Raw genomic sequence first — 26343 nt, forward strand, 5'->3', positions numbered from 1 at the left:
TCGATGTGTCCCTCATCGACGATGACGCCGCACAGAGGAGAAAAGGTTGCCCCGGAATCACCGAAAACTGGCCGCTCTCGGCCTCACCCTGGGCCTGGCGCTCGGCCTGCCGGTGCCCGCACACGCCGCCGCCCGGACGGCCCCGACCGGCCCGCCCGCCCGCAGCGGGTCGGCCGGACACCCCGCCACCGTCACACTGATCACCGGCGACCAGGTCACCGTCGCCGGCGGCGGCCGCGCGGCGGTACGCCCCGGCGCCGGCCGGGCCACGCTCCAGTTCCTGGTCCGGCGCGAGAAGACCGGCCTCAGCGTGGTCCCCCAGGACGCGCTGGCGCTGGTCCGGTCCGGCCGGCTCGATCCGCGCCTGTTCGACGTCACCGGGCTGATCGCGGCCGGTTACGACGACGCACACCGCGACAGCACACCGCTGCTGGTGTCGTACCGGGCGGGGGCGGCCCGACGGGCGGCGGCCCCGCTGGCCGGCACGCGGGTGACCCGCGACCTGCCGGCGATCGGCGGCGCGGCGGTCGCCGCGGCCAAGTCCGACGCGGGCGCGCTCTGGCGCTCCGTCGGCGCGGACGGGTCCGGCGCCCGGCTCGACGCGGCGGGGGGTGTCGACCGGATCTGGCTGGACGGCCGCCGGCGGGTGACGCTCGATCACAGCGTGCCGCAGATCGGCGCGCCGGCCGCCTGGGCCGCCGGGTGGACCGGCAAGGGCGTGAAGGTCGCGGTGCTCGACACCGGCGTCGACCTCACCCACCCGGACCTGGCCGGCAAGGTCGCCGAGTCGCGCAACTTCAGCGAGGAGGCCAACCCGGACGACATCGTCGGGCACGGCACCCACGTCGCCTCGATCATCGCCGGCAGCGGGGCCGCCTCCGGTGGCAAGTACCGGGGCGTGGCCCCGGACGCCACGCTGCTGTCCGGAAAGGTCTGCGAGGAGTTCGGCTGCACCGAGTCGGCGATCCTCGCCGGCATGCAGTGGGCCGCCGCGGAGCAGCACGCAACCGTGGTCAACATGAGCCTGAGCGGCTGGGACACCCCGGAGGTCGACCCGCTGGAGCAGGCGGTCGAGTCGCTCACCGCGCAGACCGGCACGCTCTTCGTGGCCGCCGCCGGCAACGACGGCGCCGACGGCTCGGTCGGCTCGCCGGCCAGTGCCGACGCCGCGTTGGCGGTCGGCGCGGTCGACCGGAACGACGAGTTGGCCGACTTCTCCAGTCGTGGGCCGCGGGTCGGCGACGGCGCCGTCAAGCCGGACATCACCGCGCCGGGCGTGGACATCGTGGCCGCCCGGGCCGCCCACGGCCAGATCGGCGACCCGGTGGGTGACAGGTACGTCTCCCTCTCCGGCACCTCGATGGCGACCCCGCACGTGGTCGGCGCGGTGGCGCTGCTCGCCCAACAGCACCCCGGCTGGAACGCCGGCCGCTACAAGGCCACGCTGATGGCCTCCGCCCGGCCGCACCCGGAGCAGACCGCGTTCCAGCAGGGCGCCGGCCGGGTCGACGTGGCCCACGCGATCACCGAGCAGGTGACCAGCGAACCGCCGTCGGTCTCGTTCGGCGTCGCGCTCTGGCCGCACACCGACGACAAGCCGATCAGCCGGGCCGTCACCTACCACAACGGCGGGACCGCCGCGCTCACGCTCGACCTGGGCGCCGAGTTCACCGGCCCGGGCGGGCGGTCCGCGCCGGCCGGCATGGTCAGCCTCAGCGCGACCCGGCTCACCGTCCCGGCCGGCGGCACCGCCCAGGTCACCGTCGTGGTGGACACCCGGCTCGGCGTCGACGGCTACTGGACCGGCCGGCTGACCGCCCGGTCCGGCGACACCGTCGCGGTTACTCCGCTCGCGGTCAACCGGGAGGTGGAGAGCTACGACCTGACCGTGACCCACCGCGACCGGGCCGGCGCGCTCACCGGCAACCACCTCACCACCCTGATCGGGCTCGACGACGGCGTCACCCGGGACGTCTTCGACGCCGCCGGCAAGTCCACCGTCCGGGTCCCCAAGGGCCGGTACGGCGTGCAGGGCCTGATCTTCAAGGAGGGCGACCAGGGCTGGTCGGAGATCTCCATGCTGACCCAGCCGGAGTTGGTGGTGAAGGGCAACCAGCGGCTCGACCTCGACGCCCGGCGGGGGAAGCCGGTCCGCAGCACCGTGCCGCAGCGCGGCGCCGTTCCGCTGCTGATCGACGTCAGCGCCGCCTGGAGCTTCGGCGACTACTACGCCACCTTCGGGCTCTGGACGGACACCTTCGACGGCCTCTACTCGGCCCAGCTCGGCCGAAACGTCTCCGACAAGGTCTTCGTCGGCGCGCTGGCGAGCCAGTGGGCGGAGCCGAAGGATCCGGCACGCAGCCCCTACTTCTACGCCCTGAACGAGTTGTTCCCCGGCCGCTTCCCGACCGGGTTCGTCCGGAACTACCGGCCGGGCGACCTGGCCCACGTCACGAACCGGTTCGCGGCCGGCTACACCGGGGAGACCGAGCGGATCATCTTCCCGGAGTCCGACTACAACATCGGCGGTTCGGCGGTCGGCCTGCCCGTTCCGGTGCCGGGGAAGCGGATCGAGCACTTCAGCACCGCCCGGACGCGCTGGACCGCCGAGCTGGACTTCGGCAAGCGGGCCGAGGAAGGCTGGCTCGACGTGCAGGCGGTGCTGGAGTCCGGGCCCACCCGCTTCCGGGCCGGCCACCACTACACCGAGAACTGGAACAACGCGCCGTTCGGCCCGTCGTTCCCGCAGCCACGCTGGCCGGAACAGGGCATCACCCGTGCCGGGAACACGGTGGTGGTCTCGCTGCCGGTGTTCAGCGACGCGGCCGGGCACCAGGGCTTCTCGCTCACCGACACCGCACGCACCGCGATCTACCGCAACGGCAAGCTCCTCGACGAGATCGAGGCCGCCGGGTACGGCGAGTTCGAGGTGCCTCCGGGCATCGCCAACTACCGGGTCGACACGCTGGCGAAGCGCAGTTTCACCGACCTGAGCACCGAGGTCTCGGCGAGCTGGACGTTCCGCTCGAAGCGGGTGCCGGGCGACACGCCGGCACGGCTGCCGGCGATGGCGGTCCGGTTCGCCCCGCCGCTCTCGGTGGACGGCACCACTCCGGCCGGCCGGACGTTCACCGTCCCGGTGACGGTGCGACGCCAGCCCGGGGCACCGTCCGGCAAGGTCGAGGCGCTCACCGTCGACGTCTCCTACGACGGTGGGAAGACCTGGCGGAAGGCGACAGTGAAGAAGCAGGGCACCGGTTGGGCCGCCACGGTCCGGCACCCGGCCGGGCCCGGCTACGTGTCGCTGCGGGCCTCCGCCCGTGACGACGCCGGCAACACCGTGACCCAGCGGATCATCCAGGCGTACCGCCTGCGGTGAGTCCGACCGTCCGGGTCCGCGGCGATCGTGTCGCGGGCCCGGACGGGGCCGTCAGCTAGTCGTTGGCGTGCAGCGCGGCGTTCAGCTCGATGCCCCGGCCGGTGCGCGGCTTCGCCTCCAGCGCGCCGGTCACCGAGTTGCGCCAGAACAGCAGCCCGTCCACGCCGGAGAGCGCACGCGCCTTGACCACGCGGCCGTCCGGCAGGGTGACCTTGGAGCCGGCGGTGACGTAGCAGCCGGCCTCGACCACGCAGTCGTCGCCGAGGGAGATGCCGATGCCGGCGTTCGCGCCGACCAGGCTGCGCTCGCCGATGCGCACCCGGTCGGTGCCGCCGCCGGACAGCGTGCCCATGATCGAGGCGCCTGCGCCGACGTCGGAGCCGTCGCCCACCACCACGCCCTGCACGATCCGCCCCTCGACCATCGAGGTGCCCAGCGTGCCGGCGTTGAAGTTGCAGAAGCCCTCGTGCATCACGGTGGTGCCGGCGGCCAGGTGCGCGCCGAGCCGGACCCGGTCCGCGTCGGCGATCCGCACGCCGGCCGGCACCACGTAGTCGGTCATCCGGGGGAACTTGTCCACCCCGTAGACCGCCAGGTGGCGGCCGGCGGCCCGCTCGATGACGCGCAGCTCGTCGACCCGCTCCGGCGGGCACGGCCCGGCCGACGTCCAGGCCACGTTCGCCAGCTTGCCGAAGATGCCGTCGAGGTTCAGCTCGTTGGGCCGCACCAGGCGGTGGGAGAGCAGGTGCAACCGCAGGTACGCGTCGGCGGCGTCCTTGATCGGGTCGTCCAGCGAGCCGATCACCGTGGTCACCTCGACGGTGCGCAGGCCGGGCAGCGCCCGCTCGCCGATCGCGCCCGGCGGCAGGTCCAGCACGTCGGCCTGGTCCTCCCCGGGCACCAGGGGCAGCTCGCCGAGACCCAGCTTGCCGGTCGGGTACCAGGTGTCGAGCACCTGGTCCTCGGCGGTGACGGTGGCCAGGCCGATGCCCCAGGCGGATGGTGCGGACGTCACGATGTCACCCTTCTGCTCCGGCGGCGGCGTCCGCCGCTGCTCGCGGCCGCGGGCGCGCAACGTGTGCCTCGCACCCACCGAGGATGACGGTACCGTGCGAGACATGCAGAACCCGTTGACCCCCGAGGTCCTGGCCGATCCGGTGGCGCTGACCCGTGCCCTGGTCGACATCGAGTCGGTCTCCCTCAACGAGAAGGCGATCACCGACTGCGTCGAGGAGGTGTTGCGAGACCTACCGCACCTGCGCACCTATCGACACTCGAACACCGTGATGGCCCGCACCGAGCTGGGCCGGGCGCAGCGTGTGGTGCTCGCCGGGCACCTCGACACCGTCCCGCTCAACGGCAACTTCCCGTCCACCATGCGCGGCGACCTGATGTACGGCTGCGGCACCTCGGACATGAAGTCCGGGGTGGCGTTCGCGCTGCACCTGGCGGTGACGCTGGCCGACCCGCGCTACGACGTCACCTACCTGTTCTACGAGGCCGAGGAGATCGAGTCGCGCTACAACGGCCTCACCCTGGTCGGCCAGAGCCACCCCGAGTGGCTCCAGGCCGACTTCGCGGTGCTGCTCGAACCCACCTACGGGATCGTCGAGGCGGGCTGCCAGGGCACGATGCGGGCGGTCGTCAGCACGCACGGCGAGCGGGCCCACGCGGCCCGGTCCTGGCACGGGGTGAACGCCATCCACGGCGCCGGTGAGGTGCTGCGCCGCCTCGGCGCGTACGAGGCGCGTCGGGTGACCATCGAGGGCTGCGACTACCGCGAGGGCCTCAACGCGACGGGCATCCACGGCGGGGTGGCCGGCAACGTCATCCCCGACCTCTGCGAGATCGAGATCAACTACCGGTACGCCCCGGACCGGGACCCGGCCGGGGCCGAGGCCCACCTGCGCGAGGTGTTCGCCGGCTTCGACCTCAGGGTCACCGACGCGGCGGCCGGCGCGACCCCCGGGCTGGACAATCCGGCCGCGCAGGAGTTCCTGGCCGCGGTCGGCGCCGCGCCGATCGGCAAGCTCGGCTGGACGGACGTGGCGCGGTTCGCCGCCATGGGCATTCCGGCGCTGAACTTCGGGCCCGGCGATCCGAACCTGGCCCACCACAAGGACGAGCACGTCGAGCTGACCAAGATCCGGGACGGCGCGGCCACCCTGCACCGCTGGCTCGCCCCGGCCTGACCTGCACCGATCCGGGGCCCCGACCGGCGTCGCGGGCCCCGGATCGTCAGACGCTCGTGGTCAGCGGCGTGTCCGCCTCGTCGGCGCCATCGGTCGGCTCGGCGCGGTGGGCCTCCGTCATCCGCGCGCGGCGGCGCTCGGCCACCACGTCGTGGATCCGCCGCTGCATCTGCCGGCGGATCCGGATCATCTCGCTGTTGCTGATCAAAACGCTGGCTCCTCCCCCGAAGGCGCGTCTCCCAGGCATACCGGGTATGTGAATAGTAAGACGTACCAGCGAGCGAATTAGTTGCCTTGATCGCAAAGATTTTCTCCGGCTCGCCGGCCTGCGCGCCGGGTCGTTGTCGCTCCACTACGGTGGCTCCATGAGCGAGAGCAGCGGGAGGCCGGCTGAGCAGGGGCCGCGGATGGAGCGGCACCGGGGAGCGGTCACGCTGCGCAACCGGGCGATCCCGACCAGCACCGCCGACCAGCGGCTGCTCGACTCCCGGGAGCGCAGCGACTGGAAGACCAAGGACGCCTGGCGGGCCCTGCGGATCCTGTCCGAGTTCGTCGAGGGGTTCGACACGCTCGCCGACCTGCCGCCCGCGGTCAGCGTCTTCGGCTCGGCCCGCAGCAAGCCCGACAGCCCAGAATGCCGGCTGGCCGAGGAGTTGGGCGGCGCGCTGGCCCGGGCCGGCTACGCGGTGATCACCGGCGGTGGGCCGGGCGTGATGGAGGCTGCCAACCGGGGCGCCGGCGAGGCCGGTGGCCTCTCCGTCGGGCTCGGCATCGAGCTGCCGTTCGAGCAGGGCCTCAACGACTGGGTCGACCTGGCCATCGACTTCCGCTACTTCTTCGCCCGCAAGACCATGTTCGTCAAGTACGCCCAGGCGTTCGTGGTGCTGCCCGGCGGATTCGGCACCATGGACGAACTGTTCGAGGCGCTCACCCTGGTGCAGACCGGCAAGGTGACCCGGTTCCCGGTGGTGCTGATGGGCGTGGACTACTGGGGTGGGCTGCTCGACTGGCTGCGCCACACCATGGCGGCCGAGGGCAAGATCGGGCCGGGCGACCTCGACCTGATCTGCGTCACCGACGACGTCAACGAGGCCGTGCGGCACATCGTGGAGGCCGAGGCGGTGCTCTCCGCCGAGCAGGAGGCGGTCCGCGAGGAGGCGGTCGCCCGGGTGGCGGCCGACCAGCAGGCCGCCGCCGAGGCCGCGCTCGAGGGTCCGGCCGGGTCGCGCTGACATGGCCAACGTCTGCGTGTTCTGCGCGTCCTCCCGTATCCTCGACGCCCGCTGGCTGGCGTTGGCCACCGAGACCGGCGTGGAGCTGGCCCGGCGCGGACACACGCTGGTCAGCGGCGGTGGCTGCGTCGGGATGATGGGCGCGGTGGCGGACGGGGCCCGTGCGGCCGGCGGTCGCACGATCGGCGTCATCCCGCAGCCGCTCGTCGACCTCGAGGTCGCCGACCTGGCCGCCGACGAACTGCTGGTCACCGACGGGATGGCCAGCCGCAAGACGCTGATGGTCGACAAGTCGGACGCCTTCGTCACGCTGCCCGGCGGGCTGGGCACGCTCGACGAACTGTTCGAGGTCTGGACCACCGCCACCCTGACCCTGCACGCCAAGCCGATGGTGCTCGTCGACACCGACGGGTTCTACCGGCCGTTGCTCGACTGGCTCGGCACGCTGGCCGACCGCCACTTCCTCAAGCCGGCCGGTCTCGACCTGCTGATGGTCGCCGACAGCGTCCCCGCCGCGCTCGACCTCCTCGACGCCCGCCTCACCTGACCGTCCCCGGTCGGTGGCCGCCCTCTCGGTCCGCTCGCCGTGCGCGCCCCCGTGCCCGCCCGGGGCTTGATCGACACCACCTCGCCGACGTGCTACCTGGTGGACCCGACGACGGCACCACGTCGGCGAGCTGGTGTTGATCGAGGGCTGGGAGGGCCAGGTGGGGCGCCGGGCGGCCGGGCGGGTGAGCGGCGGCGCGCGGTGGGTGGCGGCGGTTTCCGGGTGTCGTACCGGCGTGGTGGGATGTCGGGTGATGCAGGCGTACCGGTTGGTGCGCCGGCCCGGCGGCGCGGGGGCGGGGGTCACCCGTGACGCCGGGGCGGGGCAGGGGGTGGGTCGGCCCGACGGGCCGGCCGTGTCGGAGCCGCGATCCGGGGGGTCGGCGGGCGATGCCGCGCACCCGTCGGTCGAGGGCACGCCACCCGACGAGCAGCAGACCGCCGACCGGGGCCGCCACGGCGAGGGGCCGACCGCCGAGCCGCGCCGCACCGGTGACGCCGGGCCGACCAGCTCCGGGCGGGTCACCGACCGGCGTCGTCGGGCCGACCCGGCACAGGCCGAGATCGTCGCGCACACCGACGGGCCGATGCTGGTCGTGGGCGGTCCCGGCACCGGGAAGACCGCCACCCTGGTCGAGGCCGTCGCCGCCCGGGTGGCCGAGGGCGTCGACCCGGAACGGGTCCTGGTGCTCACCTTCGGCCGGCGCGGCGCCACCGAGCTGCGCCGGCGGATCGAGGCACGGATCGCCGGGGACGGCCACCGAGTGGTGCGCGAGCCGCTGGTCCGCACGTTCCCGGCGTACGCCTTCGGGCTGCTCCGCCGCGCCGCCGCCGAGCGGGGCGAGCCGTCGCCTCGGCTGCTCACCGGTCCGGAACAGGATCTGATCATCCGCGAGCTGCTCGACGTGGTCGGCGAGGAGCCCGGCGACGACCCGGTCGGCTGGCCGGAGGACCTGCTCCCCGCGCTGCGCACCCGGGCGTTCGCCCAGCAGCTCCGCGACCTGCTGATGCGGGCCGCCGAGCGGGGGGTCGGCCCGGTCGAGCTGGCCCGGCTCGGTGAGAGGCTGGGCCGCGCCGACTGGCCGGCCGCCGCGCGCTTCCTCCGGGAGTACGTCGCCGTGCTCGCGTTGCGCGACGTGAGTAACCGGGGCTCGGTCGCGTACGACCCGGCGGAGCTGGTGCGGGCGGCCACCGGCATGCTGCTCGACGACCCCGGGCTGCTCGCCGCCGAGCGTCGTCGGCTCACCCACGTCTACGTCGACGAGCTGGCCGACACGGACCCGGCCCAGGTGGACCTGCTCGCCGTGGTGGCCGGGGGCGGCAAGTCCCTGGTCGCGTTCGCCGACCCGGATTCCTCCACGTACGCCTTCCGCGGCGCCGATCCGGCCGCGGTCGCCACGTTCGGCCACCGGTTCCGCACCGCCTCCGGCGCGCCGGCCGCCCAGGTCCTGCTGACCACCTCCTACCGGGCCGGGCCGGAGCTGCTGGCGGCGACCGCCCGGCTGGCCCGCCGGCTCCGTGGCCCGGCGGCGCACCGGCGGCTGCGCCCGCTCCCGAACGCGCCGGCCGGCGGGCTCGAGGTTCGCACCTTCCGCTCGGCCACCAGCGAGTCGGCCTGGCTGGCGCACACCCTGCGCGAGGCGCACCTGCTCGACGGGGTGCCCTGGTCCCGGATGGCGGTGCTGGTCCGGTCCACCGGGCGGCAGCTCCCGTCGTTGCGGCGCGCCCTGCACACCGCGGGCGTGCCCACCGTGGTGCACGGCGAGGACCTGCCGCTGCACCTCCAGCCGGCGGTGGCCCCGCTGCTGCTCCTGCTCCGCTGCGCGCTCGACCCCGACCGGCTGGACGAGGAGGCGGCCGTCGCGCTGCTGCACTCGCCGCTGGGTGGCGCCGACCCGCTGGCCGAGCGGCGGCTGCGGCAGGGGCTGCGGGCGCTCGCGCTGGCCGGCGGTGACCGCCGCCCCTCCGGCGAGCTGCTGGTGGAGGCGCTGCGCGACCCGGCCGAGCTGGCCACCATCGAGCGGCGTTGGGCGGCGCCCGCGCAGGCCGTGGCGCACCTGCTGGCGACCGCCCGGCAGGCCGCCGGTTCGCCCGGCGCCACCGTGGAGGACGTGCTCTGGGCGCTCTGGCGGGAGAGCGGGCTGGCCGAACGCTGGTCCGGGGCGATCACCCGCGGTCGGGCGGCCACCGGGGAGCACGAGACGGCCCAGCGCTGGCGGGCCGAGGCCGCCGACCGCGACCTGGACGCCGTGCTGGTGCTCTTCGACGCGGCGGCCCGGTTCGTCGACCGGTTGCCGGGCGCGCGCACCGAGGTCTTCCTCGACCACGTGCTCGGCCAGGAGTTGCCCGCCGACACGCTCGCCGCCGCCGCCGACCGGGGCGAGGCGGTACGCCTGCTCACCGCGCACGCCGCCAAGGGACTGGAGTGGGACCTGGTCGCCGTCGCCGGGGTGCAGGAGGGCGTCTGGCCGGACCTGCGGCTGCGCGGCAGCCTGCTCGGCTCCGAGCGGCTGGTCGACGTGCTCGCCGGGCGGGCCGACGGGGCCGGGCTGCGGGCCAGCCTGGTCGGGCAGACGTCGGCGCTGCTGGACGAGGAGCGCCGGCTGTTCCACGTCGCGGTCAGCCGCGCCCGACGCCGGCTGTTGGTCACCGCGGTCGCCTCGGCGGCGGTCGGCGGCGACGACCACGAGGAGCAGCCGAGCCGCTTCCTGCACGAGTTGGCCGCGACCGACCCGCCCGCCACCGGCGCGGGCGGCACCACCCCGCCATCCCCGGACGGCGCCGACCCGAACGGGCGCGGCGCGGACGGCGCCGACCCGAAAGGGCGCGGCGCGGACGGCGTCGACCCGAACGGGCGCGGCGCGGACGGCGTCGACCCGGACGGGCGCGGCGTGGACCCGGCCGGGACGGGTGGGGACCGGATCGCGGCCGGCGCGGGACCGGCGGGGGACGGGCCGACGCCGCACGGCGACGAGCACCCGCAGGACGGGCCGCCGGGCGTCCTGCCGGTGACCCTGCCGCCGCGCGGGCTCACCCTGTCCGCGCTGGTGGCCGAGTTGCGTACCGCGATCACCGACCCGGCGGCGCCGATCACCCGGCGGCGCGCGGCGGCGGGCGAGCTGGCCCGGCTGGCCGCCGCCGGGGTGCCCGGCGCGCACCCGGACGACTGGTGGGGGTTGCGCGGCCTCTCCGACGACCGGCCGCTGGTCGACGACGGCGAGCCGGTGCGGGTCACCCCGTCGGCCATGGAGAGCGCCATGCGGTGCAGCCTGCGCTGGCTGCTGGAACGGCACGGCGGCAGCGGGCCGGCCAGCGCGGCGCAGGGTGTCGGCAACCTGGTGCACGCCGCCGCGATGCTGGCCGAGGACGCGAGCGTCGACCGGGAGGCGCTGCTGGAATACGTGGCCGCCCGGTTCGACGCGATCGAGCTGGCCGCCCGCTGGATGGTCGGTCCGGAGCGGCAGCGCGCCGAGGCGATGGTCGACAAGCTGCTGCGCTGGCTGGCCGGCAACCCGCGCCGGCTGCTCGCCATCGAGCACGAGTTCGCGGTCCGCCTCGACGACCCGACCCGCCCGATCGAGCTGACCGGCCGGGTCGACCGGCTGGAGGTCGACGCCCGGGGCCGGCTCGTGGTGATCGACCTGAAGACCGGCAAGTCCACCGCGGTCACCGAGCGGGAGGTCGCCGAGCATCCGCAGCTCGGCGCCTACCAGGCGGCGGTGGAGGCGGGCGGCTTCGCGGAGTTCGGCGCGGAGTCCGGCGGCGCGGCGCTGGTGCAGCTCGGCACCGCCGCGAAGGACGCCCGGGAGCAGGCCCAGGCCGCCGCCGGCGAGGGCCCGGAGGCCGGCTGGGCGACCGCGCTGGTCCGCCGGACCGCCGACACGATGGCCGCCTCCACGTTCGCCGCCGTGGCCAACGCGAAGTGCCGGGTCTGCCCGGTGCGCACCAGCTGCCCGGTCTCCGGCCAGGGCCGCCAGGTGGTCGAGCCGCCACCGGAGCAGTCATGACGACCCAGCCGGCGCTCTTCGACGCGGCAGGCCCGCCCGCGCCCCGGGCCGCCGACGCGGGCCCCCGCTACACGCCGGTCGAACTGGCCCGGCTGCTCCGGCTGCCGGCGCCCACCCGGGAGCAGGCCGCGATCATCGCGGCGCCGGTGGAGCCGCTGCTGGTGGTCGCGGGCGCCGGGTCGGGCAAGACCGAGACGATGGCCGCCCGGGTGGTCTGGCTGGTCGCCAACGCGTACGTGCGTCCCGAGCACATCCTCGGGCTGACCTTCACCCGCAAGGCGGCCGGCGAGCTGGCGCACCGGGTGCGGACCCGCCTCGACCAGCTCGTCCGCCGGCTGGGCCGGCCACGCCGCGACCCGCGTGACGACCCGTTCGCGGGCGAGCCGACGGTGTCCACCTACCACTCGTACGCCGGTCGGATCGTCACCGAGCACGGGCTGCGCGCCGGGTACGAGCCGACCACCCGGCTGCTCACCGAGGCGTCCCGCTGGCAGTTGGTGGACCTGCTGGTCCGCAACTACGACGGGGACATGTCGGAGGTGGACCGGATGCCGTCCACGATCACCGACGCGGTGCTGGCCCTCGCCGGCGAGCTGGACGAGCACCTGGTCGACCCGGACGAGCTGGCCGGCTGGACCGGCCGCTTCTTCGCCGAGGTGCAGTCGCGTCCCGGCCGGGTCTACGCCGACGTGCGCAGGGCGCTCCAGCTCCAGCGGACCCGGCTGAAGCTGCTGCCGCTGGTCCGGGCGTACGGCCGGCGCAAGGACGACTTCGAGGCGATGGACTTCGCCGACCAGCTCGCCCGGGCCGCGCGGGTGGCCCGGGACCATCCGGGCGTCGGGGTGATCGAGCGGGACCGCTTCCGGGTGGTGCTGCTCGACGAGTACCAGGACACCAGCCACGCCCAGGTGGTGCTGCTCAACGCGCTGTTCGGCGGCGGCCACCCGGTCACCGCGGTGGGCGACCCCTGCCAGTCCATCTACGGCTGGCGCGGGGCCAGCGCCGGCACGCTCGACCGGTTCCCCGGCGAGTTCGCCCGCGCTGGCGGCACCCCGGCCGACGTGCTCGGTCTCACCACGAGCTGGCGCAACCGCCCGGAGATCCTCGACGTGGCCAACGCGCTCTCGGTGCCGCTGCGGGCGGCCGGCGCGCGGGTGCCCGAGCTGCACGCCGCGCTCAGCGTCCGCGACCCGATCCCGCACCGCACGCCCGGCGGTCGGGCCGCCGGCACCGTGCACTGCGCGCTGCTGCCGACGTACGCCGACGAGGCCGAATGGATCGCCGACAGCGTGCTGGCGGCCTGGCGGGGCGCGGCCGGGATGCCGGGCGCGCTGCCCGAGCACATTCCGGCCGACCGCCGTCCCACCACGGCGGTGCTGGTGCGGTTGCGCAGCCAGATCCCGGCGATCGAGGCGGCGCTGCGGGCCCGGGGGTTGCCGGTGGACGTGGTCGGGCTCGGCGGCCTGCTGGACACCCCGGAGGTACGGGACGTGGTCTGCACGCTGCGGGTGCTCGCCGACCCGACCGACGGGGCGGCGCTGCTGCGGCTGCTCACCGGCGCGCGCTGGCGGATCGGCCCGCGTGACCTGGTCGCCCTGCACCGTCGCGCCCGGGCCATCGCCCGTAGCCGGCGGGAGCTGACCGGGGACGACGGCCCGGAGATCGTGGTGGACGCGCTGGACGAGGCGACGCTTGTCGAGGCGTTGGCCGATCTCGGGCCGGCGCAGGCGTACTCGGCGGAGGGGTTCGCGCGGCTGCGGTCGTACGGGATGGAGCTGGCGCTCTTGCGCTACCGGCTGGACCAGTCCCTGCCGGAGCTGATCGCGGACATCGAGCGCACGATCGGGCTGGACGTCGAGGTGGCGGTCCGGGCCGGCCGGGACGGGGCCGGGGACGCCGGGCTGGCCCGCGCCCACCTGGACGCGCTGGGCGACGTGGCGGCCCGGTTCAGCGGCGATACGCCCGGTGCCACGCTTGCCGGTTTCCTCGCCTACCTGGCCGCCGCCGAGGACGAGGAGCGCGGGCTGGCGCCGGGCGAGGTCGAGGTGGTCGCGGGCGCGGTGCAGGTGCTCACCGCGCACGCGGCGAAGGGCCTGGAGTGGGACGTGGTGGCGGCGGCCGGGTTGACCCGGGGCGTCTGGCCGGGGCCGGTGCGCAACTCCGACCACTGGCTGGGCGGGCTCGGCGTGCTGCCGTTCCCGCTGCGCGGCGACGCGGACGGTCTGCCCGAGCTGGCCCTGCCGGAGGCGGCGGACCAGCGTGGGGTGGCCCGCGCGCTGGCCGAGTTCACCGACGCCTGGCGTTCGCACGACGAGCGGGAGGAGCGTCGGCTGGCCTATGTGGCGGTGACCCGCCCCCGCCGGCTGCTGCTCTGCTCCGGCTACTGGTGGGGGGAGGGGACGAAGCGGTTCCGCGGGCCGTCGGTGTTCCTCCGTGAGGTGCACGACGCCGGCCTGGCCGACGCGGGCGGGCACGTGGTCGACGCGTGGGCGCCGGAGCCGGCCGGGGACGCGGTGAACCCGACCACCGAGACGGTGCTGCGCGCGGAGTGGCCGGCCGACCCGCTCGGCGGTCGCCGGCCGGCGTTGGCCGAGGCGGCGGCGCTGGTCCGCCGACACCTCGCCGACCCGGACGCGGCTCGCCGCGAGGCCGCGCTGCTGGCCACCGTGGGGAGCGCCCCGGGCCCGGCCGACGGTCCCGGACGGGTGGCGGATGCGGCCGGGGCGCCGGGGCCGATCGACCGCGGCGGGGCGGCCGAGGCGCAGGTTCCGGTGGACCCGGAGGTGGCCCGGTGGCGGCGGGAGGCCGACCTGCTCCTCGCCGAGCGGGCGGAGTTGGCCCGTCGGGCCGAGGCGGTCGAGGTGGAACTGCCCGGCCAGCTCTCGGTGACCCAGTTGGTGGCGTTGCGCCGCGATCCCGAGGCGCTGGCCCGCACGCTACGCCGGCCGATGCCGAGCGAGCCCAGCCCGTACGCGCGGCGGGGCACCGCGTTCCACGCCTGGTTGGAGCAGCGCTTCGGCGCCGACCGGCTGCTGGACGTCGACGAGCTGCCCGGCGCGGCCGACGAGGGCGCGGCGTCGGACGAGGCGCTGGTCGAGCTTCAGGAGCGGTTCCTGGCCAGCGAGTGGGCCGATCGGGTGCCGGTCGAGGTGGAGGTGCCGTTCGCCACGGTGATCGCCGGCGTCGTGGTGCGGGGCCGGATGGACGCGGTCTTCGCCCGCCCGGGCGGGCGCTACGACGTGGTCGACTGGAAGACCGGCCGGCAGCCCACCGGCCGGGAGGCCGAGGCGGCGGCGGTGCAGCTGGCGGTCTACCGGCTGGCCTGGGCGGAGTTGGCGGGCGTGCCGGTGGACCGGGTCGGCGCGGCGTTCCACTACGTCCGGGACGCGGTGACGGTCCGCCCGACCGACCTGCTCGACGTCGGGGGACTGACCGACCTGGTGGCCGCCGTGCCGGAATTCTCGACATGACCTCCCCACCGGTCGAGATCCGTGATACGTTGTCCTCGTTGCAGTTTTGGTTTCCAGAGACTCTGTGTGCGCCTGGCGGATTGTGGCCCCAGGCGCTCTTTGTTGTGTCCGGAGTTCTCCGGGCGGGGCGACCAGCAGCGACAGGCACGCCACGCAGAGATGCGTGGGGTGCTCCTCTCCGGCCCGCAACACGTGCGGGCCGACCGTTCCGTCAAGGAGACGAAACACATGGCAATTGGCACCGTCAAGTGGTTCAACGCTGACAAGGGCTTCGGCTTCATCACCCCGGACGACGGCGGCGCCGACGTCTTCGCCCACTTCTCGGCGATCCAGACCTCCGGCTACCGGAGCCTGGACGAGAACCAGCGGGTCGAGTTCGAGGTGACCCAGGGCCAGAAGGGCCCGCAGGCGGAGAACATCCGCCCGCTCTGATCTTCTAGATCAACCGGCACCACCGCCGCGCCCCGCCGGGCGTGGCGCACGGGCCGGCCCGCCGCGCCGCCCTCCCGCACGGGACGTGGCGCGCCGAGGCGGGCCGGCCCGTACCTTTTCGGTTCGTGCTTGTGACCATCGGCCACGCCGGTGACGCGCCGCTGCTCGGCGCCCTTCCTCGACACGTGCCGCCTCGAGGAAGGCTTTCCGCATGACCACGACCCTGCCCACGTTCGCCGCCACCGGCCTCGCCCCCGCGCTCGTCGCCGAGCTGGCCGCGCAAGGCATCACCGCGCCGTTCCCGATCCAGTCGGCCACCCTGCCCGACTCGCTCGCCGGCCGGGACGTCCTCGGCCGCGGCCGGACCGGCTCCGGCAAGACGCTCGCGTTCGGGCTGCCGCTGCTGCACCGGACGGCCGGCCAGCGGGCCCGCCCCGGCCGCCCGCTCGCCCTGGTGCTGGTGCCCACCCGGGAACTGGCCGCGCAGGTGACCGCCGCGCTCACCCCGTACGCCCGGGCGCTCGGGCTGCGCTGCGCCACCGTGGTCGGCGGGCTCTCGCTGACCCGGCAGGCGGACGCGCTGCGGGCCGGCGCCGAGGTGCTGGTGGCCACCCCCGGCCGGCTGCACGACCTGATCGACCGGGGCTCCGCCCGCCTGGACCAGGTGGCCATCACCGTGCTGGACGAGGCGGACCAGATGGCCGACATGGGCTTCCTGCCGCAGGTGACGAAGCTGCTGGAGCAGGTCGCTCCGGGCGGTCAGCGGATGCTCTTCTCGGCGACCCTGGACCGGGGCGTGGACCGGTTGGTCCGCCGGTTCCTGGCCGACCCGGTCACGCACTCCGTCGACCCGGGCACCGCCACGGTCACCGCGATGACCCACCACGTGCTGCACCTGGAGCCGGAGGACAAGCCGGGCGCGCTGGCGAACATCGCGGCCCGCGAGGGCCGCACCATCGTCTTCATCGCCACGAAGCACCGCGCCGACCGGGTGGCCCGCCAGTTGCTCGCCAAGGGCGTACGCGCGGCCGCGTTGCACGGCGGCAAGTCGCAGCCGCAGCGCACCCGGATCCTGGAGCAGTTCCGCACCGGCCAGGTCACCGCGCTGGTGGCCACCGACGTGGCGGCCCGGGGCATCCATGTGGACGGGCTGGACCTGGTGGTCAACGCCGATCCGCCGACCGAGGCCAAGGACTACCTGCACCGGGGCGGCCGGACCGCGCGGGCCGGGGAGTCGGGCACCGTTGTCACCCTGGTCCTGCCGGAGCAACGTCGCGACGTGGCCCGGCTGATGAGCACAGCGGGGATCACCCCGCAGACCACCCGGGTGCGCCCGGGCGACGCGGAGCTGGGCCGGCTGACCGGGGCGCGCGAGCCCTCCGGCACGCCGGTGACCATCACCCCGCCGGCCGCCGCGCACCCCGCCCCCGGGACCCGCCCCCGCCGGCGTCCGCGCCGCCGCTGACCCGCCTCGCTGAGTCGGGGATCAGCGGATGTTCAGTCGGGTGGCCGACTGTCCATTGCCGGCGGGGCGACGATGCTGGGTCCGGGCGGTCCGCAGGGGCCGGCCGGATGCGGAGGGGCGACCATGGCGGGTGACGCCGGCCCGGGCGGGGCCCGGGAGGTGCTGCTGGTGCTCGCGGTCGCGGGCGCCGGCCTGGCGCTCGCCGTGGTGGCCGCGTTCGGCCCCTGGCACCCGGCGACGGACGGTCCGCAGGACCGTGGCGCTGCCCGCACCTTCAATCCCGGCTGACCGGTCGGACGCACGAGGGTGGGTGCGACAGCCTTATCTGGCCACCGGGCGCATCACCCTGCGTGACGTCCGGTGGACAATAGTTGCCGACGAACGGTATGACTGAGAGACATAAATATGCCTCTCAGTCATACCGCTTCCCGGTGATGTTTCTTCCGGCGGGACCTCCGCCAGGCCGGCGGCCGTCGGGCCACCCGGCGCGGCGGTCCCAAGGCGGTGCCTGAGCAGCCGAGCGGGGCCCCGGCACCGGGCCCCGCTCGGCGTCTGCCACGCCGCGCCGTGCCAGGCCGTGCCGCCGTGCCAGGCCGTGCCGTCGTGCCAGGCCGTGCCGCCGTGCCAGGCCGTGCCGTCGTGCCAGGCCGTGCCGCCGTGCCAGGCCGCCGTGCCGGGCCGGGCCGCTGCGCCGCGGGCCGGGTCAGGGCGCCGGCGCTCGGTCCGCCAGCAGGTCCGCCAGCGTCGTGCGGTCCACCACCAGCGCGATCGCGCCGTCCACCGCCAGCCAGACGTCGCGCAGCCCGCTGGCGATTCCGTGGTAGCCGGCCCGGTCGGCGGGCATCCCCCGGACGCTGGTGAGTGCGCCTCCGGCGGCGCGCAGCACGTCGCCGACGCTGATCTCGGCCGGCGGTCGGGTCAGCGCGTACCCGCCCTCGGTGCCGCGGTGGCTGTGCAGCAGCCCGGCCCGGCGCAGGTCGAGCAGGATGCCCTGGAGGAAGCTGAGCGGGATGTCCTGGCTGTCGGCCAGGCTCGCAGCCTTGACCAGCTCGCCGCCGCCGGACCTCTCGTCGCCGGTGGAAGCGGCGTCGGCGACGGCGAGCATGGCCCGGACCGCGTAGTCGGCACGCGCGGAGATGTACACGACGTCAGGTGCCGGCCTGGTCCAGCACGCCCCAACGACGGCGGATCGCCTTGTCGGCGGCGCCGAACGCGGTGTCCACCAGCAGGCCCACCACCAGAATGACGATCATGATGGCCATCAGCCGGGGCGCCTCGCTCAGCTCCCGGGCGTAGGTGAGCTGCGCGCCGATCGAGGTGCGGGTGGCGATGACCACCAGCAGCTCGCCGGCCATCAGGCTGCGCCAGGCGAACGCCCAGCCCTGTTTGAGCCCGGCCACGATGGCGGGCAGCGCGGCCGGCGCGATCACGTACCGGTAGAGGTTGAGCCCGCGGGCGCCGAGGTTGCGACCGGCCCGGACCAGCAGCGGCGGCACGTAGTCCACGCCGTGGATGACGCCGTTGGCGACCGACGGGGCGGCGCCGAGCACCACCACGAAGAAGATCGCCTGCTCGCTGAGCTGGAACAGCAGGATGGCCAGCGGGAACCAGGCGATCGACGGCATGGTCTGCAACGCGGTGATCATCGAGCCGAGCGCGGCGCGGAGCACCTTGACCCGGGCCACCCCGAGACCGAGCAGCAGGCCGACCGCGACGGCGGCGGAGAACCCGACGGCCGCCCGGCGGGCGGTGGTGGCCAGCCCTTCCCAGAGCGCGGAGCTGGCCAGGTAGTGCCCGAGGTCGGCGAAGACCACCGCGGGGCCGGGCAGCGCCCAGGGCTCCTTCCAGCCGCTCCAGACGACGGCCTGCCAGATGGCGACCGCCAGCGCCAGCGCGGCGAACTTGGGCCAGGTGGCCGACCAGAGCCCCCGCAGCCGGGACGGACCCTTCTCCCGGCCGGCGATCTCCAGCGCGTCGAGGCCGGTGATCTCGGCGTCGCTCCGCGTCGTACCGGCGAGGGTGTCACTGGCCATGCCGGCCCACCTCCTTGCGCAGCCGGTCGGTCACCTCGGCGGCGATGGCCGAGACCTCCGGCGAGTCGATCCGCCGGGGTCGTGGCACGTCGACCCGGGTGGAGTAGATGATCCGGCCGGGCCGGCTGGAGAGCAGCACGATCCGGTCGGCCAGGCGCGCCGCCTCGCGCACGTTGTGCGTGACGAACAGGACGGTGAGCTTGCGCTCGGTCCAGATCCGCTCCAGCTCGTCGTGCAGGATGTCCCGGGTCATCGCGTCGAGCGCGCCGAACGGCTCGTCCATCAGCAGCACCGGGGTGTCCAGCGCGAGCGTGCGGGCCAGCGCGACCCGCTGTCGCATGCCGCCGGAGAGCTGGTGCGGGCGCCTGCGGCCGAAGTCGGACAGGTGGACCGTGCGCAGCAGTTCGGCCACCCGCGCCCTGCGCTGGTCGCGGGGGAGGCCGCGCAGCTTGAGCGGCACCTCGACGTTGCCCTCGACGGTGGACCACGGGAACAGCGCCGGCTCCTGGAACATCAGGCCCGGGTTGACGCCCTCGCCCAGCTCGATCGCGCCGCCGCTGAGCCGGTCCAGGCCGGCGACCAGGTTGAGCAGCGTGCTCTTGCCGCAGCCGGACGCGCCGACCAGGCAGACGAACTCACCCGGCGCGACGTCCAGCGACAGCCCGTCCAGCGCCAGGACCGCCTGCTCGCCCTGGCCGTACACCTTGGTCACGCCGCGCAGCGCGACCGAGCCGGTCGCGCTGCGCGGGGTCGTCGTGGTCGACATCACGGCTGGGTGACCTCGGGCTTGCCCTGCGCCTTCAGCGCCGCGTTGAGGAACGTCAGGTCGTAGAGGCCGTTCAGGTCGACCGGCTGGGTCAGGCCGACCGCCACGGCGTGGTCCAGACCGGTCTTCAGCGAGGACGCGATCGGGTCGTTGGTGAACTCCAACGTCGGCCAGGCCTGCTTGATGAGCTTGACGTCCAGCGGCTTACCGGTGATCTTGCCGATGTGCTCGGAGACGGCCCGCTGGGCGTCGTCCGGCTTGGTGTTGACGAACTCGTTCGCCGCCACCTGACCCTCGACCAGCTTCCTGACCACGTCCGGGTGCGCCTTGAGGAACTTGGTGCTGACCACCAGGTTGGTGATGACGAACTTCCTGTCCGGCCAGAGGTCGCGCTCGTCGACCAGCACCGTGCCACCGGCGTTGACCAGCCGGGAGACGAACGGCTCCGGCACCCAGGCGCCGTCGATGGCGCCGCTGCCGAAGGTCTCGACGGTCTGCGCGTTCTCCTGCGGGACGACCTTGACGTCGCCGCCGCCCTCCTTGGTGGTCTCCAGGCCCTTCTCCTTGAGCCAGTAGCGCAGCGCCACGTCCTGGGTGTTGCCGAGCTGCGGGGTGGCGATCTTCTTGCCGCGCAGCTGCTCCGCCGAGGTGATGCCGGGCTTGACCACCAGTGCGACGCCGCCGGACGCGGCGCCGGAGATCACCCGGACCGCCTCGCCCTTGGACTTCGAGAAGGCGTTCACGGTCGGGTTCGGACCGATGTACGTGGCGTCCAGCGCACCGGAGAAGACCGCCTCGACGGCCGCCGGGCCGGCGTTGAAGGTCTTCGTCTCCAGCGTGACGTCGCTGCCCAGCTTCTCCTTGAAGATCCCCTTCTCCACGCCGACCACGGCCGGCGCGTGGGTGATGTTGGGGAAGTAGCCGAGGCGCAGCGTCACCGGACCGGAGGCGTCGGCGTCGTCGCCGCAGGCGGCGGTGGTGCCGAGCGTGGCCGCGCCGACCGCGGCCAGGGTGGCCAGCGTGACCAGGCGGCGCAGGGGGAGCCGTCTCATCGGAAGTCCAATCCGCAGTATTCCTATTTAGTTGGTAGGAAGACTGGGGCAAGCCGCGGTTGGCGTCAAGAGCCGTCCCGAATCTGTCCACCGTTCGGCCACGGCACACCGCCGGTGCGGGCGGTACGGAAGCGCTAGTGTCGATCGCGTGCCGACCCGGAGAGCCAGGATTCCCGCCACGAAATATCCGGTCGAGCGGTTCGCCCTCGACAACGGCCTGCGCGTGGTGCTCACGCCCGACCGCAGCGCCCCGGTGATCGGGGTGGCGGTGGTCTACGACGTCGGCATCCGCTCCGAGCCGGAGGGCCGCACCGGCTTCGCCCACCTCTTCGAGCACCTGATGTTCCAGGGCTCGGAGAACCTGGAGAAGCTGGCCCACTTCCGGCACGTGCAGGGCGCCGGCGGCACCTTCAACGGGTCCACCCACCTGGACTACACCGACTACTTCGAGACGCTGCCGAGCAACGCCCTGGAACGGGCGCTCTTCCTGGAGGCCGACCGGATGCGCGGTCCTCGGCTGACCGAGGAGAATCTGCGCAACCAGGTCGACGTGGTCAAGGAGGAGATCCGGGTCAACGTGCTCAACCGGCCGTACGGCGGGTTCCCCTGGCTCACGCTGCCCCCGGTGATGTTCGACACCTTCCCCAACGCGCACGACGGGTACGGCTCCTTCGACGACCTGGAGTCGGCGACCGTGGCCGACGCCGCCGACTTCTTCCGCCGCTACTACGCCAGCGGCAACGCGGTGCTCGCGGTCAGCGGCGACGTCGACGTGGCCGAGGCGACCGCGCTGATCGAACGGCACTTCGGCGACGTGCCGGCGCGTCCCGCCCCGGAACGACCCGACTTCACCGAGCCCGACCTGACCGCCGAGCGGCGCAGCACCTACACCGACGCGCTGGCCCCGCTGCCGGCCGTGGCGGCCGCCTGGCGGGTGCCCGACCCGATCACCGACTTCGCCGGCTACCTGCCCTACGTGGTGCTGGCCGAGGTGCTCACCGACGGCGACGCGTCCCGGCTGGTCGAGCGGCTGGTGCAGCGGGACCGCACGGTCACCAGCGTCGGCGGCTACCTCGGCTTCATGGGTGACCCGTTCGACGTGCGCGACCCCACCGCGCTGCTGCTCCAGACGCACCTGCCGCCCGGTGGCGACGTGGACAAGGTGCTGCGCACCGTCGACGAGGAGCTGGACCGGCTGGCCACCGACGGGCTGGTCGACGGCGAGCTGGGGCGTACCCAGGCCCGGATGGTCACCCACCTGCTGCGGGACACCGACGCGGTGCTCGGCCGGGCGCTGCGGATGGCGGTGCTGGAACAGCAGCGCGGCGAGCCGGGACTGCTCAACGAACTGCCCCGGCTGGTCGGCGCGGTCACCGCGGACCAGGTCCGCGCCGCCGCCGCCGCGCTGCGCCCCGAGCGCCGCGCGTCCGTCGAGGTCGTCGCCGGAGGTGCCCGATGACTGCCGCTGCCACCACCACCGTCCGGCCGTTGCCGGCCCTCGGGCCCAACCGGCGGCTCACCGTGCCGAAGCAGGCCGAGCGCACGCTCGGCAACGGCCTCACCGTGATCGCGGTTCGCCGTCCCGCCGTGCCCCTGTTCGAGCTGCGGCTCTGGATGCCGTTCGGGCGGACCCACCTGGCCCGCGGCGCGATGCTGGCGCAGACCATGCTGGCCGGCACCGTGGCGCACAGCGCCACCGAGATCGCCGCCGAGCTGCAGCGGGTCGGCGGCGGGCTCGCCGCCGGCCTCGACCCGGACCGGCTGATGCTCTCCGGCGCGGGCCTGATCACCGGGCTGGACCGGATGCTGGAGCTGCTCGCCGAGGTGCTCACCGGCGCGACCTACCCGGGCGACTGGGTGGCGACCGAGCGGGACCGGCTGGTCGACCGGATCCAGGTCGCCCAGAGCCAGCCGTCCCACCTGGCCCGCACCGCGCTGCTCAAGCGGGTCTACGGCCGGCACCCGTACGCGGTGCAGACGCCCGAGCCCGACCAGGTGCGGGCGGTCCGGCCGGCGGCGCTGCGCCGGCTGCACGCCGAGCGGGTGCATCCGGCCGGCGCGGTGCTGGTGCTCGTCGGCGACGTGCGGCCGGAGCAGGCGCTGGACGCGGCCGAGGCGGCGCTCGCCGGCTGGCGGGGGGACGGTCACGTCGCCGAGCTGCCGCCCGCGCCGCCACTGGAGCCGGGGCCGCTGCTGCTGATCGACCGGCCCGGTTCGGTGCAGTCCTCGCTGCGGCTGGCACTGCCCGCCGTGCCCCGCACCCACCCCGACCACGCGGCGCTGCAACTGGCGAACCTGATCTTCGGCGGCTACTTCTCCTCCCGCTGGGTGGAGAACATCCGCGAGGACAAGGGCTACACCTACGGGCCGCACTCGCTCGTCGAGCACTCGGTGGCCGGCTCGGTGCTGGTCGCCGGGGCCGAGGTGGCGACCGAGGTGACCGCGGCGGCGCTGCTGGAGACCCACTACGAGCTGGGTCGGCTGGCGACCGTGCCGCCGAAGCCGGAGGAGTTGGAGCAGGCCCGCCGGTACGCGCTCGGCACGCTCCAGCTCGGCATGTCCACCCAGGCCGGTCTCGCGTCTCTGACCAGCGCGTACGCCGGCAACGGGCTGCGCCTGGACTTCCTCACCGAGCACGCCGCCCGGCTGGCGGCCACGACCGTTGACGATGTCGCCGAGGTGGCCGCCCGCTACCTGGCCCCGGCGCAGGCGGTCACCGTGGTGCTCGGTGACGCGGCCCGGGTCGCCGACTCGCTCGCCGCGCTCACACCGGTGCGAACGGCAGCGGGCCGGTGACGGGTGAGGCGGCGCCACCGCTGGCCCGGTCCACGCTGGACCGGGCCGCGCACCGGCGTACCGACCCGGCGTGGCTCGCCGAGGCGTGGGAGCAGGCCCGGGTGCTGGTGCTGGACTCGACCGACGAGGGCCGGACGCTGGTTCGCGGCGAGGGCGCGCCCCCGGAGCTGGTGCTTGTCGGCTCCGGTGAGCTGCCCGAGGTGCCGCGCTCGGTGCCGATGTTCCTCGGCCTGGAGCCGGACGGCGTTCCGGTCTTCGCGGTGGACGGACCGCTGCCGGCGGTGCCGGGCGCCCGCCGGGCCCACCTGCGCGAGGTCGGCCACCTGATGACCGACCGGGACGCGGGCCTGTTCACCACCGCGTTGGCGCTGCTCAACTGGCATCTGCGGCACGGCTTCTCGGCGGCCACCGGGCACGCGACCCGGGTGGACGAGGCCGGCTGGTCCCGGATCGACCCGGCCGGTCACCGGACCTGGCCGCGCACCGACCCGGCGATGATCGTGCTGGTGCACGACGGGGTGGACGGGCCGGCGGGCCGTTGCCTGCTGGGCAACAACGCCGCCTGGCCGAACAGCCCGGGGGTGCGCCGCTACTCCTGCCTGGCCGGTTACGTCGAGCCCGGCGAGTCGGCCGAGGCGGCCGTGCTGCGCGAGGTCCGCGAGGAGGTGGGCGTCGCGGTCGAGGAGATCGGGTACGTGTCGAGCCAGGCCTGGCCGTTCCCGGGCTCGTTGATGCTCGGCTTCCTGGCCCGGGCCGACGCGGACGAGGAGATCCGGGTCGACCCGACCGAGATCGCGCACGCGCGCTGGTTCAGCCGGCGGGAGATCGGCGCCGCGCTGGCCGGCGAGCCGGTGCCGGTGGACGGCGGGGACCGCCTGCTCCTGCCGCCGCCGTCGTCGATCGCGCTCTTCCTGGTGCACCGCTGGCTCGACGGCCACTGCTGACCGTGCGGGAACGCGGTCCCGGCCCGGACCGTCGTTGCCGCGGCGGTCGCGGGCCGGGAACACGGGCCGTCGTGGCCGGGTGAGGCGTGGAGCGCGGCGGGGGAGCCGGTCCGGCCACGACGGACGTCAGCGGAGGGCCATCAGCCGTCCCAGCGGTACGGGCGACCGGGTGCGGGTTCCTCGATGGGCAGCACCTTGACCCGGTGGCGGCCGGCGCGTACGGCGCCGACGGCGGACAGCGCGCGGGCGAGCAGGAGGGCGGCGTCCCGGTCCTCGGCGTGGACGACCTGGCGGCGGGGCTCCGGCGCGCGGGTCTCGTCCCGCAGGTGGCCGCCGTGGGCCCAGACGGCGGCGATGTCGGCGTCGGCGGCGCTACGGATCTCGGTGCGGACGATCAGGAACCGCATGGTGTCCCCCGGGAGACGGACGGATGCGCGGTGGAACTTCCACGTCACTCCACGCGTCATCGTACGCCCGCCCGTCGTCCCAGCAAGTGAAACCGGCCGGCTCGACCGTTCGGGGGACCCCAGGTCAGCACGCTTGTCGAGGGTGGACACGCGAGAGGGCCGCCGGCATGCCGCCGACGGCCCCCGGGCACTCGCCGGATCAGTTCAGGTCGAACTGGCCGTTCTTCGCTCCGGCGATGAAGCCGAGCCAGCCGGCCCGGTTGAACAGCAGCACCGGCCCGCTCGGGTCCTTGCTGTCGCGCAGTGCCAGGGTCGCCGGCCCGGTGCCGAGCGGCGCGACCTCGACGCAGTTCGAGGTCTGGCTGCGGGTGCTCTTGCGCCAGGCGGCGCCGGCGAGGAGGCCCGATCGGGCGGTCGTGCTGTGACGGATCTCGTTCATGGTGTCCTGCTCCTGATGAGGTGCTCCGATGGGAACGAGCGGCACCGACGCGGGACGGTGTCCGCCGGGATCACCGTTCCGTCGTGAGGCGCCCCGAGTCGCGGCGGCGCTGGGTCGGCGCCGTTGCCGGCCCCTGTGCCACGGTGGACTCGACTGCCGTGCCGGTCAGCCGTCCCGTCGCTTCGATCAACCAGGAGAGGGTGTCCGATGCGGAGAGTGCCGACGAGCATAGCCACTCGTACACCACTTTATAGCGATTTAGGGTGTTTACCTCGGTCGACATGACGTCGGTGAACCCACTTTCGATCGCCAACGTCTCCGGATCGAGTGGATCGGCGAACCGATAGAGCGAGAACGCGGTGGGCGGAAGGTACCAGTCACCCACCCGGGTGTCCCGCAACAGCAGCCGCAGTTCCACGTTCGGCAGCAGGGCCAGTTCGCACAGGTGGACGAGCTGCTCGTGCAGCACGTTCGGTGGGCCGGCCCGGCGCCCCAGGGCGGCCTCCTCCAACACCGCCGTGTAGCAGGGCACGTGGCTCAACAGCGACTGGCGCGCCTGCCGGGCGGCCACCTCCGTCTCCGGGTCCTCCGGGTCCGGGTCGCCCGCCTCGTCGGCCACCCGGGCCGCGGACAGGATCCGGTGCCGGGCATACCCGGACGTCTGCAACAACCCCGGCACCAGCACCGGGTTGTATTCGGAGATCTCCGCGCAGCCCGCCTCCAGCTCGGCGAAGGCGCGCTGCTGCTGGGTCATCACCGGGAAGTTGCGCAGCCAGCCCCGCATGTCGCCGGCCTCGTGGGTGATCCCGGTCAGCTCCGCGCGCTGCTCCTCGTCGGCCCCGTAGAGCGTCAGCAGCACGTCCACGTCGTCCGGGTCGGGGCGACTGCGCCCGTTCTCCAACCGGGACAGCTTGGATGCGGAGGCCCAACCGATCCGCTCGATGACCTGGTCACCGGTCAGACCGGCCTGTTCGCGGAGCCGACGCAGCTCGGTGCCGAGGCGACGACGACGCAGAAACGGGCCTGGTGCGGCAGGAGGCACGGCGTCCTCTTTCCCGTCGACCGTCGCAAGACGCGACGGTAACTGTATGGAATTCGCCCCCCACGGCCAGTATGGACGGCGCGACCGGTGTCGGCGGGTCCGGCGAGGGCGTGTCACGAGACAAAAAGAGGACTGTGGAGA

Annotated in this window: 21 protein-coding genes; 12 read left to right on the top strand and 9 right to left on the bottom strand. The window is 74.5% G+C overall.

Annotated features, from left to right (window positions below; all coding sequences use genetic code 11):
* The first annotated feature begins 46 nt into the window (after window positions 1-46).
* Window positions 47-3379, top strand: a complete 3333-nt coding sequence (locus O7618_RS30570) for a S8 family serine peptidase (protein WP_278109600.1) — start codon at window positions 47-49, stop codon at window positions 3377-3379.
* Window positions 3380-3434: 55 nt separating this feature from the next.
* Here the strand turns inward: O7618_RS30570 and dapD are convergent, their stop codons facing one another.
* The gene (gene dapD, locus O7618_RS30575) at window positions 3435-4394 is read right to left on the bottom strand and encodes a 2,3,4,5-tetrahydropyridine-2,6-dicarboxylate N-succinyltransferase (protein ID WP_278110205.1); all 960 of its coding nucleotides are present in this window, start codon (window positions 4392-4394) and stop codon (window positions 3435-3437) included.
* 103 nt (window positions 4395-4497) lie between these two features.
* On the opposite strand from dapD, the gene dapE reads away from it, so the two are divergent.
* Entirely contained in the window at window positions 4498-5571 is a 1074-nt protein-coding gene (dapE, locus tag O7618_RS30580) for a succinyl-diaminopimelate desuccinylase (RefSeq protein WP_278109601.1), read from the top strand.
* Window positions 5572-5617: 46 nt separating this feature from the next.
* Here dapE and O7618_RS30585 read toward each other — a convergent pair whose 3' ends face one another.
* Complete coding sequence (locus O7618_RS30585) at window positions 5618-5779, bottom strand: hypothetical protein (RefSeq protein WP_278109602.1); 162 nt, start codon at window positions 5777-5779, stop codon at window positions 5618-5620.
* Window positions 5780-5936: 157 nt separating this feature from the next.
* On the opposite strand from O7618_RS30585, the gene O7618_RS30590 reads away from it, so the two are divergent.
* From O7618_RS30590 to O7618_RS30620, 7 genes are all read left to right on the top strand, one after another.
* Window positions 5937-6803 (top strand): TIGR00730 family Rossman fold protein, encoded by an 867-nt coding sequence (locus tag O7618_RS30590; RefSeq protein WP_278109603.1) that lies wholly within the window; start codon window positions 5937-5939, stop codon window positions 6801-6803.
* 1 nt (window position 6804) lies between these two features.
* Window positions 6805-7350: a TIGR00730 family Rossman fold protein gene (locus O7618_RS30595; RefSeq protein WP_278109604.1), complete on the top strand. Its 546-nt coding sequence runs from the start codon at window positions 6805-6807 to the stop codon at window positions 7348-7350.
* A 253-nt stretch (window positions 7351-7603) separates the two neighbouring features.
* Window positions 7604-11356 (top strand): ATP-dependent DNA helicase, encoded by a 3753-nt coding sequence (locus O7618_RS30600; protein WP_278110207.1) that lies wholly within the window; start codon window positions 7604-7606, stop codon window positions 11354-11356.
* Window positions 11353-14826, top strand: coding sequence for a UvrD-helicase domain-containing protein (locus tag O7618_RS30605; protein WP_278109605.1), 3474 nt, complete (start codon window positions 11353-11355; stop codon window positions 14824-14826). The genes O7618_RS30600 and O7618_RS30605 overlap by 4 nt, the downstream gene beginning before the upstream one ends.
* A gap of 228 nt (window positions 14827-15054) precedes the next feature.
* The gene (locus O7618_RS30610) at window positions 15055-15258 is read left to right on the top strand and encodes a cold-shock protein (protein ID WP_013288421.1); all 204 of its coding nucleotides are present in this window, start codon (window positions 15055-15057) and stop codon (window positions 15256-15258) included.
* Window positions 15259-15469: 211 nt separating this feature from the next.
* Window positions 15470-16723, top strand: a complete 1254-nt coding sequence (locus O7618_RS30615) for a DEAD/DEAH box helicase (RefSeq protein ID WP_278109606.1) — start codon at window positions 15470-15472, stop codon at window positions 16721-16723.
* A gap of 123 nt (window positions 16724-16846) precedes the next feature.
* Complete coding sequence (locus O7618_RS30620; RefSeq protein ID WP_278109608.1) at window positions 16847-17011, top strand: hypothetical protein; 165 nt, start codon at window positions 16847-16849, stop codon at window positions 17009-17011.
* A 415-nt stretch (window positions 17012-17426) separates the two neighbouring features.
* On the opposite strand, the gene O7618_RS30625 is transcribed toward O7618_RS30620, so the two are convergent.
* Genes O7618_RS30625 through O7618_RS30640 form a run of 4 tightly spaced genes read right to left on the bottom strand, consistent with a single transcriptional unit; the run spans window position 17427 to window position 20574 of the window.
* Window positions 17427-17867: an Rrf2 family transcriptional regulator gene (locus O7618_RS30625; protein WP_278109609.1), complete on the bottom strand. Its 441-nt coding sequence runs from the start codon at window positions 17865-17867 to the stop codon at window positions 17427-17429.
* 4 nt (window positions 17868-17871) lie between these two features.
* Complete coding sequence (locus O7618_RS30630) at window positions 17872-18756, bottom strand: ABC transporter permease (RefSeq protein WP_278109610.1); 885 nt, start codon at window positions 18754-18756, stop codon at window positions 17872-17874.
* Entirely contained in the window at window positions 18746-19525 is a 780-nt protein-coding gene (locus tag O7618_RS30635; protein WP_278109611.1) for an ABC transporter ATP-binding protein, read from the bottom strand. Before O7618_RS30635 ends, O7618_RS30630 begins: the two co-directional genes overlap by 11 nt.
* A complete protein-coding gene (locus O7618_RS30640) occupies window positions 19522-20574 on the bottom strand; it encodes an ABC transporter substrate-binding protein (RefSeq protein WP_278109612.1) in 1053 nt (350 codons plus the stop codon). Before O7618_RS30640 ends, O7618_RS30635 begins: the two co-directional genes overlap by 4 nt.
* A 148-nt stretch (window positions 20575-20722) precedes the next feature.
* Between O7618_RS30640 and O7618_RS30645 the strand changes: the two genes are divergently transcribed.
* From O7618_RS30645 to nudC, 3 genes are read left to right on the top strand one after another with little or no spacing between them, the layout of a single operon-like run.
* A complete protein-coding gene (locus O7618_RS30645) occupies window positions 20723-22033 on the top strand; it encodes a pitrilysin family protein (RefSeq protein ID WP_278109613.1) in 1311 nt (436 codons plus the stop codon).
* On the top strand, window positions 22030-23370 hold the full coding sequence (locus O7618_RS30650; RefSeq protein ID WP_278109614.1) for a pitrilysin family protein: 1341 nt from the start codon (window positions 22030-22032) through the stop codon (window positions 23368-23370). Before O7618_RS30645 ends, O7618_RS30650 begins: the two co-directional genes overlap by 4 nt.
* Window positions 23367-24314, top strand: a complete 948-nt coding sequence (gene nudC / locus O7618_RS30655) for an NAD(+) diphosphatase (RefSeq protein WP_278109615.1) — start codon at window positions 23367-23369, stop codon at window positions 24312-24314. The genes O7618_RS30650 and nudC overlap by 4 nt, the downstream gene beginning before the upstream one ends.
* 140 nt (window positions 24315-24454) lie before the next feature.
* On the opposite strand, the gene O7618_RS30660 is transcribed toward nudC, so the two are convergent.
* The 3 genes from O7618_RS30660 to O7618_RS30670 form a co-directional block, all read right to left on the bottom strand.
* A complete protein-coding gene (locus O7618_RS30660; RefSeq protein WP_278109616.1) occupies window positions 24455-24721 on the bottom strand; it encodes a hypothetical protein in 267 nt (88 codons plus the stop codon).
* Between the two features lie 199 nt (window positions 24722-24920).
* Window positions 24921-25160 (bottom strand): DUF397 domain-containing protein, encoded by a 240-nt coding sequence (locus tag O7618_RS30665; RefSeq protein ID WP_278109617.1) that lies wholly within the window; start codon window positions 25158-25160, stop codon window positions 24921-24923.
* Window positions 25161-25230: 70 nt separating this feature from the next.
* Window positions 25231-26202 carry a helix-turn-helix transcriptional regulator gene (locus O7618_RS30670; protein WP_278109618.1) on the bottom strand — a complete coding sequence of 324 codons (972 nt, stop codon included), beginning with the start codon at window positions 26200-26202 and terminating at the stop codon, window positions 25231-25233.
* Window positions 26203-26343: the final 141 nt, after the last annotated feature.

The organism is Micromonospora sp. WMMD980, from assembly GCF_029626035.1.
GTDB lineage: Bacteria > Actinomycetota > Actinomycetes > Mycobacteriales > Micromonosporaceae > Micromonospora.